This window comes from Modestobacter versicolor, assembly GCF_041028285.1.
Taxonomy (GTDB): domain Bacteria; phylum Actinomycetota; class Actinomycetes; order Mycobacteriales; family Geodermatophilaceae; genus Modestobacter; species Modestobacter versicolor_A.
Genome location: NZ_JABGDB010000001.1, coordinates 237,698 through 252,331, shown reverse-complemented (window position 1 = coordinate 252,331; position 14,634 = coordinate 237,698). Strand labels below are relative to the sequence as shown.

The window sequence follows — 14,634 nt, the reverse complement described above, 5'->3', positions numbered from 1 at the left end:
TCAGAGCTCCGGCTTGAGCTGCACCTTCACGTAGCCGTCGGACTTCTCCTGGAAGGCCTTGTAGGCAGCCGGCGCCTCGGACAGCGGCAGCCGGTGGGTGGCGAAGGTGTCGACGCCCAGCGGGTCGGCGTCGGTGAGCAGCGGCATGATCTCCGGGATCCAGCGCTTGATGTTGGCCTGGCCCATGCGCAGCTGGATCTGCTTGTCGAACAGCGTGACCAGCGGCATCGGGTCGGCCGCGCCGCCGTAGACGCCGGAGACCGAGATCGTGCCGCCGCGGCGGACGATGTCGATGGCGGAGTACAGCGCGTTGAGCCGGTCGACGCCGGCCTCCTTCATCACCGGGGCGGCGATCGCGCGCGGCAGCAACCCCGCCGCCTTCTGCACGAACCCGGTGGCCGGGGAGCCGTGCGCCTCCATGCCGACCGCGTCGAGCACCGAGTCCGGGCCGCGCCCGTCCGTCATGTCGCGGATCGCGTCGCCCAGGTCGTCCTCGTGGTCGCGCAGGTCGACGACCTCGACTCCCCGGGCCGCGACCCGGGCCAGCCGCTCGGGCACGAGGTCGACGCCGATGACCCGGTAGCCGCGGTGCTGGCCGATCCGGCAGGCGAAGTCCCCGATCGGGCCCAGCCCGAGCACGACCAGGGTGCCGCCGTCGGGCACGCCGGCGTACTCCACGCCCTGCCAGGCGGTGGGCAGGATGTCGGAGAGGTAGGCGAAGCGGTCGTCGGCCGGCCCCTCGGGCAGCTTGACGTGGGTGAACTGCGCCTGGGGCACGCGCAGGTACTCGGCCTGGCCACCGGGCACCTCGCCGTAGAGCTTGGAGAAGCCGAACAGCGCCGCGCCCATGCCCTGGTCCCGCACCTGGGTGGTCTCGCACTGGGTGTACAGGTGCTGCCGGCACATCCAGCAGTGCCCGCAGGAGATCTGGAACGGGATGGAGACGCGGTCGCCGACCCGGAGGTCGCCGACCTCGGAGCCGACCTCGACGACCTGCCCCATCGCCTCGTGGCCGAGCACGTCGCCCACGCCCATGAACGGCGACAGCGGGTCGTAGAGGTGCAGGTCGGAGCCGCAGATGTTCGTCGTCGTCACCCGGATGACGGCGTCGGTGGGCTGCTGGACGAAGGGGTCGTCCACGGTGTCCACCCGGACGTCCTGCGTGCCGTGCCAGGTCACTGCCTTCATGGGGCTCCGTTCGTCGGGACGACGCACGGGACGTCGTCCTGCTCGGGGTGCCCCCGCCGGACCTGGGCAAACGGATCCCCACGGCGACCGCGAGGTCAGACGGCCGCGGTGCCGATCAGGCCCTTGCGCGTCACCAGGGCGGCCAGCTCGTCCTCGGCCAGGTCCGCGGTCCCGTCCGGCCGGCGCGGCAGCACCATGTACCGCGACTCGGCGCTGGCGTCCCACACCGCGACCGAGGTGGTCGCCGGCAGCTGCACGCCGAACTCGGCCAGCACCCCGCGCGGGTCGCGGACCACCCGGGAGCGGTAGGCCTCGCTCTTGTACCAGCCCGGCGAGGGGCCCAGCAGCGCGATCGGGTAGCACGAGCACAGCGTGCAGACGACGACGTTGTGCTCGTCCTCGGTGTTCGCCACGACCTTGAGCCGCTGCTCCTGCAGCCCGCCGGCCATCGACAGCCCCACCTCGCGGATGGTGGCGTTCGCGTCGGCCAGCAGCCGCTCCGCGAAGCCGGGGTCGACCCACGCCCGGGCGACGATGCGGGCGCCGTTCGCCGGGGTGCCGCCGGCCAGGACCTCGTCGATCCGGGTGTCGACCTCCCCGGCGTCGAGCAGGCCGCGGGCCTCCAGCAGCGTCTCGACGTGCCGGACCTGCGCCGAGATCAGCGTGCTGCCGTGGTCGCCGCTCACGTGTCCTCCACCGGGGTCAGGTAGTCGTCCCACAGCTCGACGGTGACCGTGTGGTCGCCGCCGCCGAACAGGTCCGCGGCGGCGAACCGCACGTGCCAGACCGGCTGGGCGTCCCGGGTCAGCCCCCGCGCCCGGTCGTCGGCCAGCGGGTGGGTACCGGCGCGCTCGACCACCACGCCGACGGCGCCGCGGGCGTAGCGCGGCAGCCGGGTGTGCCCGGCCGGGTCGGTGGCCCGGGTGCGCACCCGGTCGCCGGGGGCGAACCGGTCAGTGCCCGTGGTCATCGACCGCCAGCTCCTCCGCCGTCGCCACGCCCTTCTCGGCCAGCAGGGTGGTGATCGCGGCGAACCAGCGCTCGTAGTAGGACGCGGCCAGGTACCGCTCGACCGGCAGCCGCTCCTGCGCGTCGCGGAACTCGTCCAGGTTGTAGACGCCCCGCTTGATCAGCGCCCCGTTGAGCGCGAAGACGTGCGCCTCCCAGTCGGCGTGGAACGGCGGCTCGTCGGGCTCCTCGACCACCGCCGGGAACCCGGCCATGCCGCCCACGTCGTTGATCCGGCTCATCGCCCCTCCTCGGGTCGTCCCGCCGCCTCGGCCACCAGCAGCAGCGCGTAGGCCGCCACCGTGGTGGCGTCGTCCACCGCGCCGGTGCGCACGAGCTCGGCGAGCTCGGTGCGCGGCACGAGCCGGTGCACCATGTCCGCCTCCGTGGGCTCCCGGTCGGTCGGCCCGCCGGTCAGCTCCTCGGCCAGGTAGACGTCGAAGCCCTGGCTGGAGAAGCCGTTCGCGGTGGACAGGTGGCCCAGCAGGGTCAGCCGCCCCGCCTGCAGCCCGGTCTCCTCGCGCAGCTCGGCGCGCGCCAGGTCGGCCAGCGGTCCGCTGCGACCGGCCGGCCAGCCGCCCATCGGGAACTCCAGGGTGCGTCGGCCCACCGGGTAGCGGTGCTGCTCGACCATCCAGAACCCGCCGCCGTCCCGCGGGACCACCACGGCGAAGTCGGGCTTGTCGACCACGGCGTAGATGCCGGGCCGACCGTCGGCCTGTTCGACCTCGTCCTCGCGGAGGGTCATCCAGGCGTTGCTGTAGACCGTCCTGCTGGAGAGCTGGCGCACCCCCGCAGCATGCCGTACGGCAGCGCGGTCAGGGCCAGATCGAGGCGATGATGATCGCCGAGACCGCCAGCGTGGAGGCCGCGCTCACCAGGCTCGCCGGGTGGAAGGGCACCCCCACCAGCAGGTGGCCGAGCTTGCCCGGGGTGAGCAGGTCGAGCACCAGGAAGGCGACGACCTGCAGCGCGATGCCGACCAGGCCGAAGACGACGGTGTCGGCCAGCGCGTCGCCGAACCCGCTGGTGCCGTTGGTCCAGATCGTGGTGAAGGCGATGGCGCCCTGGCCGAGGAAGACGGCCGCCAGGGCGATGCCGGCGTTGACCGACCGCTCCTCGTAGATGTGCTTGGCCAGGTGGCCCGGGGTGAGCAGGTCGAGGACGACGGCGCCCACGATCAGGAGCAGGATGCCGACGCCGGTGTAGGCGACGGCGTATCCGATGCTGGCCAGCACAGGGGACCTCCGGGGTGGGGACGGCGGGGCGCGCCCCGGGAGCCTAGGGGTCACCCCCGGCCGTCGTCGCCACCCCGCCCCGCCGACGCGCCCGGGACCCCCGCGGTCAGCCGCGCCACCCCGGGCCCGGCGAGCCGCGGCAGCACCTGCCGGCGGCCGGTCACCAGGAGCAGCAGGTCGCCGGTGGCGCCGCGGACCTCCGGCCCCGAGCCCGCCCGCCAGCCGGAGTCGGTGCCGGCCAGGGCGACGCCCCGCAGCCGGCGCCGGGCCCAGAACGGCCAGCCCATCGACCACACCCGGGTGGCCGCCACCGCCGCGGCCCCCGGCGGCACCGGTCGCTCGCGGCCCAGCGGCAGCGCCACGTCCTGGCCGTGCACCAGGACGTCGATCAGCGGCTCGAGCTCCGTCGTCCCCACGGCGTGCCGACGCGAGCCGACGAGGCCCCGGAGACCGGCCACCAGCTGCTCGGGCGGCGCGGCCGCCGCGGCGTAGGCGGTGTCCCGCACCATCCGGTCGAAGCTCCCGCGCGCCCGGACCAGGGCGGGCAGGGCCGCGGCAGCGCCCATGTGCGCGAGGGTGAGGTGCGCGGCGACCTCCCGCACCCGCCAGTCGGCGCAGAGCGAGGGCTGCTCCCACTCGGCGGGGGTCAGCTCCGCCAGCAGGTCGGCCAGGCTCGACCGTTCGTCGTCGATCGTCGTCCACAGCGCGTCTCGGTCCATCGTGGCCTCCTGCACGACAGAACTGGTCAGGTATCTTGACCATCCTCGCCGGACCGCGACCACGCAAGGGGTGGGATGACCGACGCCGAGCCGAACACCGGGCTGCTGCTCTTCTACCCGTACCGGGCGCTGGAGAGCCGGGTGCTGGCCGCGCTGGCCGACGCCGGCTTCGCGGTCACCCTCGCCCAGGCACGGCTGCTGCAGCGGGTCGCCGAGGGGGGCAGCCGGCTCACCGACCTGGCAGCGCAGGCCCAGGTGACCAAGCAGGCCGCCGGCGGACTGGTCGACCAGCTGGAGCGGCAGGGCCTCGTCGAGCGGGTGCCGGACCCCTCCGACGGCCGGGCCCGGCTGGTGCGGCTGGCCGCCCGCGGCCAGGCGGCCGCCGCGCTGGCGGCGCCGGTCGTCACCGCCGTCGAGGCGGAGTGGGCCGCCCACCTCGGCCCCGAGGCGATGGCCGCGCTGCGCGCGGCGCTGACCCGGCTGCGCGAGATCACCGACCCCTGGGCCTGAGTCCCGGACCACGCCCCGGCGTGGAACAGCAGCGGGCCGTGCCGCGCTGCACCTGGTGTGACGGACGCACTCACCCTCTTCGACGACGTCCTCCCCGCCGAGACCCCTGTCCGGAGCCGCCTGCTGCAGGTGCGCACCGTCTACGCCGAACCCGCCGCCGCGGCCTCCCCGCGCGGCCGCCAGGTGCTGGCCCGCTTTCCCGACGCCGAGCTGGTCGAGGTGCCCTCGCACTGGCAGATCCCCGACCTGCACGGCAACGAGGGCAACGTCGAGCGCTGGGTGCGGGTGAAGACCGAGACGCTGGTGCTCGGGGTGAAGAAGGCGGTGTCGGTGCGCCCGAACGGCCGGTCGGCGGACTTCATCGCGCCGTCCACCGCGAACGGCTGCGCGATGGCCTGCGCCTACTGCTACGTGCCGCGGCGCAAGGGCTACGCGAACCCGATCACCGTCTTCACCAACATCGACCAGATCTCCCGGGCGGTGCAGCGGCACGTCGGGCGTCAGGGCGAGAAGCCCGAGCCGAACGAGTGCGACCCGGTCAGCTGGGTCTACGACCTCGGCGAGAACAGCGACTGCTCGGTCGACGCGCTGGTCAGCGACAACGTGGCCGACCTGGTCGCCACCTTCCGGACGCTGCCCACGGCCAAGGCCTCCTTCGCCACCAAGTACGTCAACCGGCAGCTGCTCGACCTCGACCCGCAGGGCCGCACCCGGATCCGCTTCTCGCTGATGCCCGACGCCGACGCGAAGCTGCTCGACGTCCGCACCAGCCGGGTCGACGAGCGGATCGAGGCGATCGACGACTTCGTCGCGGCCGGGTACGAGGTGCACCTCAACTTCTCCCCCGTCGTGCTGCGCGAGGGCTGGGAGGCGGACTGGACGACGCTGCTCCGGCAGCTCGACGACCAGCTGTCCGACGCCGCGAAGGCCCAGGCGGCCACCGAGGTGATCATGCTGACCCACAACGAGCAGCTGCACGAGGTCAACCTGGGCTGGCACCCGCAGGCCGAGGAGCTGCTGTGGCGCCCGGAGCTGCAGCAGCCCAAGGTCAGCCAGAACGGCATGCGCAACGTGCGCTACCGCAACGACGTCAAGCGCGCCGGGGTCGACCGGCTGCAGCAGCTGATCGCCGAGCACGCGCCCTGGCTGCGGGTCCGGTACGCGTTCTGACGCGGCGCCCGCCGGACCGGTCGGGCGACCCGTGACCGGGCTCCCGGTGTGGGATCGTGGGCAGCCAGAGGCCGGCCCGACCGGGCTGATCCCGGGAGGAGGGGCAGTGGTGCCCGCACCGAGCGCGACGCTGGCTGCGCCGGCACTGCTGGAGGCCCTGCCGGACACGGTGGTCGTGGCCGACCGGGACGGGCACATCGCCTACGTGAACCCCGCGGTCACCACCCTGCTGGGCCACCGTCCGGCGGACCTCGTGGGACGGCCGCTCACCGTGCTGATGCCCGAGCGGCTGCGGCGCGGCCACGGGGCCGGCTTCGCCCGCTACCGCGCCACCGGCCGCGGTGAGCTGGTGGGTGCCACCACGCGGGTCCCGGCACTGCACACCGACGGCCACGAGGTGCCGATCGACCTGACGCTGGCCCGGCTGGCCGCGGACGGGGAGGACGTCGAGGGGGCGCTGGTCGTCGCCGTCCTCCGCGACGCCAGCACGACGATCCTGCTCGAGCGGCAGTTCCAGGTGAGCCGCTACCTGGCGGCCATCCAGCGGGTCACCGCCGCGCTGACCGAGGCGCCGGACGCCGACACGGCCTTCCAGCAGCTGCTGCCGACCCTCTGCACCGAGCTGGACTGGGACGCGGCGACGATCTGGCAGCCCGACGACGTCGCGGGCCACCTGCGCTACGCCGGCGTCTGGACCGCGCCGGGGGCGGACATCCCGGCGCTGCACGCGGAGGCGCTCACGCTGTCGCTGCGGCGCGGCGAAGGGCTGCCCGGGATCACCTGGCAGCGGCGCGAGCCGGTCGTCATCGAGGACCTGTGGTCCGACCCGCGCTTCACGCGCCGGGTGAGCGCCGAGGCCGACGGGATACGCACCGGCCTGGCCTTCCCGGTGCTCCACGGCGACACGCTGCTCGGGGTCTGCGAGCTGCTCTCCCGGCAGGCCCGCCCGGTGCCCGAGGAGCTGCTGGACGTGCTCGCCACGGCCGGCCGGCAGATCGGGCAGTTCCTGAGCCGCCTGCGCGCCGAGTCGCAGGTCCGTTCCCTGGCCGAGACCCTGCAGCGCAGCCTGCTGCCCCCGTCCCTCCCGGTGGTGCCCGGCGTCGAGCTGGCGGCCCGGTACGTGCCCGGCGGCCGGGGGCTCCTGGTCGGTGGCGACACCTACGACGTGCTGCCGCTGCCCGACGGCCGGTGGCTGGTCCTGATCGCCGACGTCTGCGGCAAGGGTGCCGAGGCCGCGGGCACGGCGGCCCTCGCGCGGCACACCGCACGCGCCGCGGCGACGCCCGGGTCGGGCCCGGCGGACGTGCTCCGCGCGGTGAACTCGGCGCTCATCCACGAGGCCGCCCCCGGCCCGTTGCGGTTCGTCACCGCGTGCTGCCTGGTCCTCCGCCCCCACGAGCGGGGGGTGAGCGCCCGGCTGAGCATCGCCGGCCACCCCCGACCGGTGCTGCGCACGGCCACCGGTGCGTGCACCGAGGTGGGGGACCCCGGACGCCCGCTCGGGGTGGCGGCCGACACCCGCTACCAGGAGATCGACCTCGAGCTGACCCCTGGCGGGACCCTGGTGCTGTACACCGACGGCGTGACCGAGGCGCGCGACGCCACCGGTGCCCAGTTCGACGAGGCCGGGCTGCTCACGGTGCTGGGGACCGGCCCGGAGCACTCCGCCGAGCAGACGGTGGAGGCGGTGCAGTCCGCCGTCGACCGGCACCGGCAGGGGTCACCGCACGAGCGGGACGACCTGGCCGTGCTCGCCCTCCGGTGCTGACGCCCCAGCTCTCCCTGCTCGACCGCGCGCGCACCCGCGCCGGTGAGCCGGACGCCGCCGCCCTGACCGGCACGGTCGAGCGCGCCGTCGCCGCCGAGGCGCTCGGCTTCGCACGCTCCTGGGTGGCCGAGCACCACGGCGTCCCGGGCATCGCCGGCGCCGCCCCGGCGGTGCTGCTGGCGGCCGTCGCGGCCCGGACGACGACGATCCGGCTCGGCTCGGCCGGCGTGATGCTGCCGCACCACCAGCCGCTCGTGGTCGCCGAGCAGTTCGCGACCGTGTCCGCCCTCGCGCCCGGCCGGGTCGACCTCGGGCTGGGCCGGTCGCCCGGCTTCACCCCACCGGTGCGCCGGGCGCTGCGGGAGACCGAGCGCGACTTCGCCGCCGACCTGGCCGAGTTGCGGGCCTACCTCACCGGCACCGCCGAGGTGACCCTGCACCCGCAGCCGGCCGGCCCGGTGCCGCTGCACGTGCTGGCCACCGGCTCCGGGCTCGCCGTGGCCGCCTCGCTGGGGCTGCCGGTCGTCGTCGGCGGACCGCTGCTCGGCGTGGCCGGCGACCCCGGACCGGGCCTGGCCGCGCTGGCGGAGTACCGGCGGGCGTTCCGGCCCTCGCCCCAGCAACCGGAGCCGCGGGTGGCGATCAGCCTCGACGTGCTGGTCGCCGACACCGCCGCCGAGGCCGCCGACCTGCTGCTCCCCGAGGCGTGGGCGATGGCGCAGGCCCGCACCACCGGCGTCTTCCCGCCGCTGGAGCCGGTCGCTGCCGTGCGGGCGGCGTCCTGGACCCCGCGGCAGCGGCAGTACGTCGAGCAGACCGCAGCCGCCGCCGTCGCCGGCACCCCGGCCCAGGTGACGAGCCGGCTGGCCGAGCTGCTCGAGCGCACCGGCGCCGCCGAGCTCGTCGCCTCCAGCAGCACGTTCGACCGCTCGGCGCTGGCCGCCTCCGACGCGGCCCTGGCGGGGGTCTTCGGCCTGCCGGCGGGGGGCGGGGCGGTCGGTCAGCCGTCGAGCGTCGGCAGGGCTCCGGCGATGGCGTCGCCGTCGGTGCCGTAGACCACCGGCACCGTCCCGAACCGCTCCACCCGGGCCGCTCCCCCGCTGGTGTCGCGCAGCAGCACGGCGCGCACCCGGTCGGGCCGGTCCAGCGCGAACTGCTCGTAGAGGGCCGGGTCGTGCTCACCGGTGTCGCCGACCAGCGTCCAGCGCACCCCGGGCAGGTCGGTGGCCAGCCGCTCCAGGGACGTGCGCTTGTGCGAGCGGCCGTCCCGGAACCAGCGGGTCGGCGTCGGGCCCCAGTCGGTGAGCAGCAGCGCGCCCGGCGGGTAGCCGCTGCGCTCGAGGAACCGGCCGAGCGGGCCGGCGAGGTTCCACGGCCCGTTGCTCAGGTAGACGACCGGCACGTGCGGCGCCTCGTCGGTCAGCCGGCGCAGCAGCTCGACCATCCCGGGCACCGCCTGCCGCCGGCTCATCGGCTGGACGAAGGTGCGCCAGGCCGCCCGCAGCGGGGTGGCGATGCCGGTGACCAGCACCGTGTCGTCGATGTCGCAGACCACCCCGAGGGCGGCGTCCGGCGAGGACAGGTGCACCGTCCCGGTCGCCGTCCGGTCCCCTGCGGTCAGCCGCACCGGCAGCGCGCCGGCGTCGGGCAGGTCGACCGCCAGGGTGGCGTCGACCAGGCCGTCGTCGTCGCTGCGGACGACGGTGCGCTGCCCGGCCACCTCGACCGCCACCTCGGTGCCCGGGCTCTCCAGGGTCAGGAACCGCTGCCAGCCGGGCACCGCCGCGCGTCGGTCCTCGGGGTGGGCGCCCGGCGGCGCCAGCAGCACGCGGCCCAGCACGCGCACCCGGCCGCCGCTGCCGTAGCCGGGGTGGGCGAGCACGGCCGGGGTCCAGCCGGAGCGGCGGGCGAGCCGGGAGGCCACGTCGCGGAACGCGCCGTCGGCGCGGCGGGCGAGGGCGGGGAACGAGGGCACCCGGGCAGCCTGCCACCCGGCCGGTCTGCCGGTGTGCGCCGATCGCGGCCTCCCCGCCCGGGACACCGCGATGACCGCACACCGGCGGACCGGTGGCGGGCGGTGGCTACCGTGGACGGCGTGGCCCGGGTCGTCGTCGTCGGCGCCGGCCTCGGCGGGCTGGCGGCCGCTGCCCGGCTGGCCGCCGGCGGGCACGCCGTGACGGTCGTGGAGCAGGCCCCGCAGGTCGGCGGCAAGCTCGGCTGGTGCGCCCGCGACGGGCACGGCTTCGACACCGGCCCCAGCCTGGTCACCCTCCCCCAGGTGTTCGAGGACCTCTTCGCCGCCACCGGCGACCCGCTGCACCGGGTGCTCGACCTGCAGCGGCTGGACCCCGCCGTCACGTACCGGTTCGCCGACGGGACGACGACCGCGGTGCCCGGCCGGCTCGCCGAGGTGCCGGGCCGGCTGGACGACGACCTCGGGCCCGGCGCCGGTGCCCAGTGGTCGGCGCTGCTGGCGCGGGCCGAGGCGATGTGGCGGGCGACCGAGCAGCCGTTCCTGCGCTCGCCGCTGGCCGGCGCCGGCACGCTGGTCCGGCTGGCCCGCGACCTCGGCGACCTGCGCACCATCGCCCCGGGCCGCACGCTGCGCGGGATGGGCCGCAGCCACCTCACCGACCCGCGGCTGCGGATGCTGCTGGACCGCTACGCCACCTACTCCGGCTCCGACCCGCGCCGGGCCCCGGCCGCACTGCTCACCGTGCCGTGGGTCGAGCAGGCGTTCGGCTCCTGGTACGTCCGCGGCGGGCTGCGCCGGCTGCCGGAGGCGGTGGCCGACCGGGCGGTCGAGCGCGGCGCGGTGGTCCGCTGCGGCACCGCGGTGACCGGGGTGCTGGTCGAGGGCGGCCGGGCGGCCGGCGTGCAGCTGGCGGACGGCGGGACGCTGCCGGCCGACGTCGTCGTCTGCAACGCCGACGCGACGACCCTCTACCGCCGGCTGCTGCCCGCCTCCGCGCCGGTGCGCCGGGTCCGGGCGGCGCTGCGCCGGGTCACGCCGTCGTCGTCCGGGCTGGTGCTGCTGCTGGCGCTGCGCGGCCGCACGCCGGGCCTGGCGCACCACACCGTGCTGTTCCCCGCCGACTACGACGCGGAGTTCGACGCGCTGTTCGGCCGGAAGGGCCCGGCGCGCCCGGTCGCCGACCCCACGGTCTACGTCAGCGCTCCCGACGACCCGGCCACCCGGCCCGACGCGGACAGCGAGTCGTGGTTCGTGCTGGTCAACGCACCGCGGCACGAGCCGGACGGCGGCGTCGACTGGACCGCGCCCGGCCTGGCCGACGCCACCGCCGACCGGGTGCTGGCGACGCTGGCCGACCGCGGGCTGGACGTCCGCGACCGGGTGAAGTGGCGGGTGGTGCGCACCCCGGCCGACCTGGAGCGGGAGACCAGCAGCCCGGGCGGCTCCATCTACGGCACCTCCAGCAACGGCGCCCGCGCGGCCTTCCTGCGCCCGGCCAACGCCTCGCCGCTGCCCGGCCTGTTCCTGGTCGGCGGCTCGGCGCACCCCGGCGGCGGGCTGCCGCTGGTGACGCTGTCGGCCGAGATCGTGGCCGGCCTGGTCGGCCCCGCCTGATCTCCGGCCCCGCTGATCACTGCCCTGTCGCCCCACCACGGGCGAGCTCGGGCCGGGACCCCACCACCGGGCTGAGCCGCAGCAACCACCAGCCGTAGCCGATGAGCACCACGATGACCAGGACCTGGACGACGTCGGGCAGCGCCCCGGGGCTGTTGATGCTGGTGAAGTCCACCAGGGCGTGCAGCAGGACCAGCGGCCAGATCGTGCGGACGTGCCAGCGGACGGCAGCCAGGCAGAACCCGAAGGCCGCGGTGTTCACCACCTGGAAGGCGATCTCCTCCGGAGCCCGCCCGAACCACAGGCCGCTCAGCGCGTGCCCGAGGCCGAACAGGACGCCCACCAGGACCGCCGCCCGCGCCCGCCCCAGCGGGCTCAAGAACCGCTGCACCAGCCCTCGGCTGAGCGACTCCTCGGCCAGCCCGACCGCCAGCATGGTCACCGCAGAGCTGACGAGCGCCGTCGCGGACCCGGTCAGCCCGTCGACGAGGTGCAGCAGACCCTCGGCCAGCAGGGGCAGCAGCAGCCACCACGACCGGTCCGGCCACCGCCAGACGACACCGGTCTCCCGCCACCAGCCGAGCCAGCCGATCACGGCCAGCGTGAGCGCCGCGAGGACGACGTTGACCACCGCCGCACCCAGGTCGGGGAACCACCCCGGCCGCAGCGGTGGCAGCAGGTCCTCGACGGCGAAGAGCACCAGGTGCCAGGTGACCGTGGCCGCGGCGGCGAGGGTCAGCGGACGTCGGTCGGCCAGCTCGAGAACGCGTCGCCGCACGGGCGCAGCCTCTCGTGCCAGGTGCGGGGACGTCCACCTGCGGCACTGCACCCGGCAGGATCCGGTCATGCCGGTGTTCCCCGAGTCCACGCCCGACGAGGCGACCCAGCTGCTCCGCTTCCTCGACGCCCAGCGGCAGGGCCTGCGGGCCGCCGTCTCGGGGCTGACCGAGGAGCAGGCGCGCAGCACGCCCACGGCCAGCAGCATGTCGCTGTCCTCGCTGCTCGAGCACGCCACGGCGGTCGAGCGCCGGTGGGTCGTCGCCGCGGTCGCGGACCGCCCGGAGGGCCTCTGGCCGGTCGAGGACTGGGACGCCGAGTGGCGGCTGCTCCCGGAGGACACCGTGGAGCACCTGCTGGCCGCCTTCGCCGCGGCGGCGGAGGAGACCGCCACCGTCGTCGCCGGGGTCCCGGACCTGGCCGCCCCCTGCGCGCAGCCGGACAGCGCGGAGTTCTCCGTCCGCTGGGTGCTGCTGCACCTCATCGAGGAGCACGCCCGGCACGCCGGCCACGCCGACGTGGTCCGCGAGTCGATCGACGGCGCGACAGCGGACCAGCTCGGCGGCTGAGCCGCCGAGCCGGTGAGCTGGTGAGCTGGTGGAACGGCCCCCGTGCAGGGGCCCGCCGCGAGCGTGCGAGCGGTGGGGGGCACGGGGGTCCTCCATCAGGCGTCGCGGCGGCGGAACACCAGGGTCGCGGCGACGAGCAGGACCGCGATCTCGGCGGCGAACACCGCGAACCCGGTCCACGGGGCGAGGGCCACCCCGGTGAAGGGCTCGATCATCGCGACCGACCCGCCGGCGTTGCCGGGCAGCAGCTTGGCCACCCACTCGCCCCAGGTGCCGGGCAGCGCGTAGGCCAGCTGGCCGACCACCAGCACCAGCCCCATGCCGACGGTCAGCGCCGCCCCGGTGTTGCGGATCAGCAGCCCGGTGGCCAGGGCGAACAGGCCGAGGCCGGCGAGGAAGAGCCCGTTGCCCAGCAGGGCCCGCAGCACGCCGTCGTCGGACAGCGCCACGCCGGCACCCTCCCGGTCGAGGAACCAGTTGCCGCCGAGGTAGCCGGCGACGGCGGTGACCAGGCCGGCGACGAAGAGCACGCCGCTGACCACCAGCGCCTTGGCGGCGACGATCCGGCCGCGCCGCGGGACGGCGGTGACGCTGGCCCGCACCATCCCGGTGCCGTACTCGCTGGTGACCACCAGCGTGCCCAGCGCCAGGGCGGTGAGCTGGGAGAAGATCAGGCCCCAGGTGAGGAACGAGCCCGCCGCCTCCCCGGTCTCGCCGGAGGCGATCGCGTCGGCGGCCGCCCAGCAGATCAGCGTGGTGAGCCCGGCACCGAGCACGAAGAGCATGGCCAGCGACCAGCGGGTGGACCGGACGCTCCACAGCTTGATCCACTCGGCGTGCAGCACCGCACCGAAGCCGGGCGGCCGGACGCCGGGCACGTGCCGGTCGGGGTCGAGGGAGACGACGTCCACCGCGCTGTGCCGCGGGGTCGCCGTGCTGCGGTCGGGGGTCTGCACCTCGGTCATCGGAGTGCTCCTGCGGGCTCGGCGGCGGTCGCTGCGGGGTGGGTGGCGTACTCGACGCTGTCGGCGGTGAGCGTCATGAAGGCGTCCTCGAGGGAGGACTGGACCAGCGCCAGCTCGTGCAGGTGCAGGCCGGCGGAGCCGACCAGCTCGCCGATGCCGGCGGCGTCCAGGCCCTGGACGCGGAGCTCGGTGCCGTGCGCATCGACGTCCAGGCCGCGGTTGCGCAGCAGCGCCTCGACGTCCGCGGTGCGGGGCGCCCGGACCCGGACGTAGGAGGCGGCGTGGTCGGCGATGAACTGCGCCATCGAGCAGTCGGCGAGCATCCGGCCGCGGCCGACGACGACCAGGTGGTCGGCGGTGAGCGCCATCTCCGACATCAGGTGGCTGGACACCAGCACGGTGCGGCCCTGGCCGGCCAGCTCGCGGGCCAGGTTGCGGACCCAGCGGATGCCCTCGGGGTCCAGGCCGTTCACCGGCTCGTCCAGGACGACGACCGGCGGGTCGCCGAGCAGGGCGACCGCGATGCCCAGCCGCTGCCCCATGCCGAGGGAGAACCGGCCCACCCGCTGGTCGGCGACCGCCTCCAGGCCGACGAGGTCGAGCACCTGGTCGATCCGGGTCCGCGGGATGCCGTTGCTGGCGGCCAGCCAGCGCAGGTGGTCGCGGGCGGTGCGGCCGGGGTGCAGGGCGCGCGCCTCGAGCAGGGCGCCGACCGCGCGCAGCGGCGCCGGCGAGTCTGCGTAGGAGCGGCCGTGCACCGTGGCCGTGCCCGCGGTCGGGCGGTCCAGGCCGAGCACCATCCGCATCGTCGTGGACTTGCCCGCGCCGTTGGGGCCGAGGAAGCCGGTGACCCGGCCCGGCTCGACGGTGAAGCTGAGCCCGTCGACGGCGACCTTGGGTCCGTAGGTCTTAGTGAGCCCGGAGGCGATGATCATCGCGACCACCGGGCCGGTCGGTGAGGTGTGGTGTCCATGCCGAGGAGCCTGTCGGCGGACCGGTGCCCGGCACATCGGGGACCGCCCTGAACCGGACCCTGAGCGCCCCCTGAGCCACCCCTGACCCCGACCCCTGAGCCGACCCCGAGAGCGGGGCCGGATCGGCTCCCGCGCGGGTCCGGCCGTGGCACGATCCTG

General features: G+C 75.7%; 17 protein-coding genes. 6 read left to right on the top strand and 11 right to left on the bottom strand.

Annotated features, from left to right (window positions below; all coding sequences use genetic code 11):
* The 7 genes from HL054_RS01335 to HL054_RS01305 all read right to left on the bottom strand — a co-directional run bounded on the left by HL054_RS01335 (position 1) and on the right by HL054_RS01305 (position 4,153).
* On the bottom strand, positions 1–1,188 hold the full coding sequence (locus tag HL054_RS01335; protein ID WP_369136885.1) for a zinc-dependent alcohol dehydrogenase: 1,188 nt from the start codon (positions 1,186–1,188) through the stop codon (positions 1–3).
* 95 nt (positions 1,189–1,283) lie between these two features.
* Positions 1,284–1,874: a nitrile hydratase subunit alpha gene (locus HL054_RS01330; protein WP_369136884.1), complete on the bottom strand. Its 591-nt coding sequence runs from the start codon at positions 1,872–1,874 to the stop codon at positions 1,284–1,286.
* Positions 1,871–2,158 (bottom strand): SH3-like domain-containing protein, encoded by a 288-nt coding sequence (locus HL054_RS01325; protein ID WP_369136883.1) that lies wholly within the window; start codon positions 2,156–2,158, stop codon positions 1,871–1,873. The genes HL054_RS01330 and HL054_RS01325 overlap by 4 nt, the downstream gene beginning before the upstream one ends.
* Positions 2,142–2,438 (bottom strand): hypothetical protein, encoded by a 297-nt coding sequence (locus tag HL054_RS01320; protein WP_369136882.1) that lies wholly within the window; start codon positions 2,436–2,438, stop codon positions 2,142–2,144. The genes HL054_RS01325 and HL054_RS01320 overlap by 17 nt, the downstream gene beginning before the upstream one ends.
* On the bottom strand, positions 2,435–2,986 hold the full coding sequence (locus tag HL054_RS01315) for an NUDIX domain-containing protein (RefSeq protein WP_369136881.1): 552 nt from the start codon (positions 2,984–2,986) through the stop codon (positions 2,435–2,437). Before HL054_RS01315 ends, HL054_RS01320 begins: the two co-directional genes overlap by 4 nt.
* A 28-nt stretch (positions 2,987–3,014) precedes the next feature.
* Positions 3,015–3,434 (bottom strand): DUF350 domain-containing protein, encoded by a 420-nt coding sequence (locus tag HL054_RS01310; RefSeq protein WP_369136880.1) that lies wholly within the window; start codon positions 3,432–3,434, stop codon positions 3,015–3,017.
* Between the two features lie 50 nt (positions 3,435–3,484).
* Positions 3,485–4,153 carry a maleylpyruvate isomerase family mycothiol-dependent enzyme gene (locus tag HL054_RS01305; RefSeq protein WP_369136879.1) on the bottom strand — a complete coding sequence of 223 codons (669 nt, stop codon included), beginning with the start codon at positions 4,151–4,153 and terminating at the stop codon, positions 3,485–3,487.
* A 75-nt stretch (positions 4,154–4,228) separates the two neighbouring features.
* On the opposite strand from HL054_RS01305, the gene HL054_RS01300 reads away from it, so the two are divergent.
* The 4 genes from HL054_RS01300 (at position 4,229) to HL054_RS01285 (ending at position 8,656) form a co-directional block, all read left to right on the top strand.
* Positions 4,229–4,663 (top strand): MarR family winged helix-turn-helix transcriptional regulator, encoded by a 435-nt coding sequence (locus tag HL054_RS01300; protein WP_369136878.1) that lies wholly within the window; start codon positions 4,229–4,231, stop codon positions 4,661–4,663.
* 57 nt (positions 4,664–4,720) lie between these two features.
* On the top strand, positions 4,721–5,833 hold the full coding sequence (locus HL054_RS01295) for a spore photoproduct lyase family protein (RefSeq protein WP_369136877.1): 1,113 nt from the start codon (positions 4,721–4,723) through the stop codon (positions 5,831–5,833).
* Between the two features lie 109 nt (positions 5,834–5,942).
* Positions 5,943–7,601, top strand: coding sequence for a SpoIIE family protein phosphatase (locus tag HL054_RS01290; RefSeq protein ID WP_369136876.1), 1,659 nt, complete (start codon positions 5,943–5,945; stop codon positions 7,599–7,601).
* Complete coding sequence (locus HL054_RS01285) at positions 7,595–8,656, top strand: MsnO8 family LLM class oxidoreductase (protein WP_369136875.1); 1,062 nt, start codon at positions 7,595–7,597, stop codon at positions 8,654–8,656. The genes HL054_RS01290 and HL054_RS01285 overlap by 7 nt, the downstream gene beginning before the upstream one ends.
* On the opposite strand, the gene HL054_RS01280 is transcribed toward HL054_RS01285, so the two are convergent.
* Positions 8,602–9,576: an App1 family protein gene (locus HL054_RS01280; protein ID WP_369136874.1), complete on the bottom strand. Its 975-nt coding sequence runs from the start codon at positions 9,574–9,576 to the stop codon at positions 8,602–8,604. The genes HL054_RS01285 and HL054_RS01280 overlap by 55 nt on opposite strands.
* Positions 9,577–9,696: 120 nt before the next feature.
* On the opposite strand from HL054_RS01280, the gene HL054_RS01275 reads away from it, so the two are divergent.
* The gene (locus tag HL054_RS01275; RefSeq protein ID WP_369136873.1) at positions 9,697–11,190 is read left to right on the top strand and encodes a phytoene desaturase family protein; all 1,494 of its coding nucleotides are present in this window, start codon (positions 9,697–9,699) and stop codon (positions 11,188–11,190) included.
* Positions 11,191–11,206: 16 nt separating this feature from the next.
* Here HL054_RS01275 and HL054_RS01270 read toward each other — a convergent pair whose 3' ends face one another.
* Positions 11,207–11,968 carry a CPBP family intramembrane glutamic endopeptidase gene (locus HL054_RS01270; RefSeq protein WP_369136872.1) on the bottom strand — a complete coding sequence of 254 codons (762 nt, stop codon included), beginning with the start codon at positions 11,966–11,968 and terminating at the stop codon, positions 11,207–11,209.
* A 67-nt stretch (positions 11,969–12,035) separates the two neighbouring features.
* On the opposite strand from HL054_RS01270, the gene HL054_RS01265 reads away from it, so the two are divergent.
* The gene (locus HL054_RS01265; RefSeq protein ID WP_369136871.1) at positions 12,036–12,536 is read left to right on the top strand and encodes a DinB family protein; all 501 of its coding nucleotides are present in this window, start codon (positions 12,036–12,038) and stop codon (positions 12,534–12,536) included.
* A 95-nt stretch (positions 12,537–12,631) separates the two neighbouring features.
* On the opposite strand, the gene HL054_RS01260 is transcribed toward HL054_RS01265, so the two are convergent.
* Positions 12,632–13,501, bottom strand: a complete 870-nt coding sequence (locus HL054_RS01260; protein WP_369136870.1) for an ABC transporter permease — start codon at positions 13,499–13,501, stop codon at positions 12,632–12,634.
* On the bottom strand, positions 13,498–14,436 hold the full coding sequence (locus HL054_RS01255; RefSeq protein WP_369136869.1) for an ABC transporter ATP-binding protein: 939 nt from the start codon (positions 14,434–14,436) through the stop codon (positions 13,498–13,500). The genes HL054_RS01260 and HL054_RS01255 overlap by 4 nt, the downstream gene beginning before the upstream one ends.
* Between the last annotated feature and the right edge of the window lie 198 nt (positions 14,437–14,634).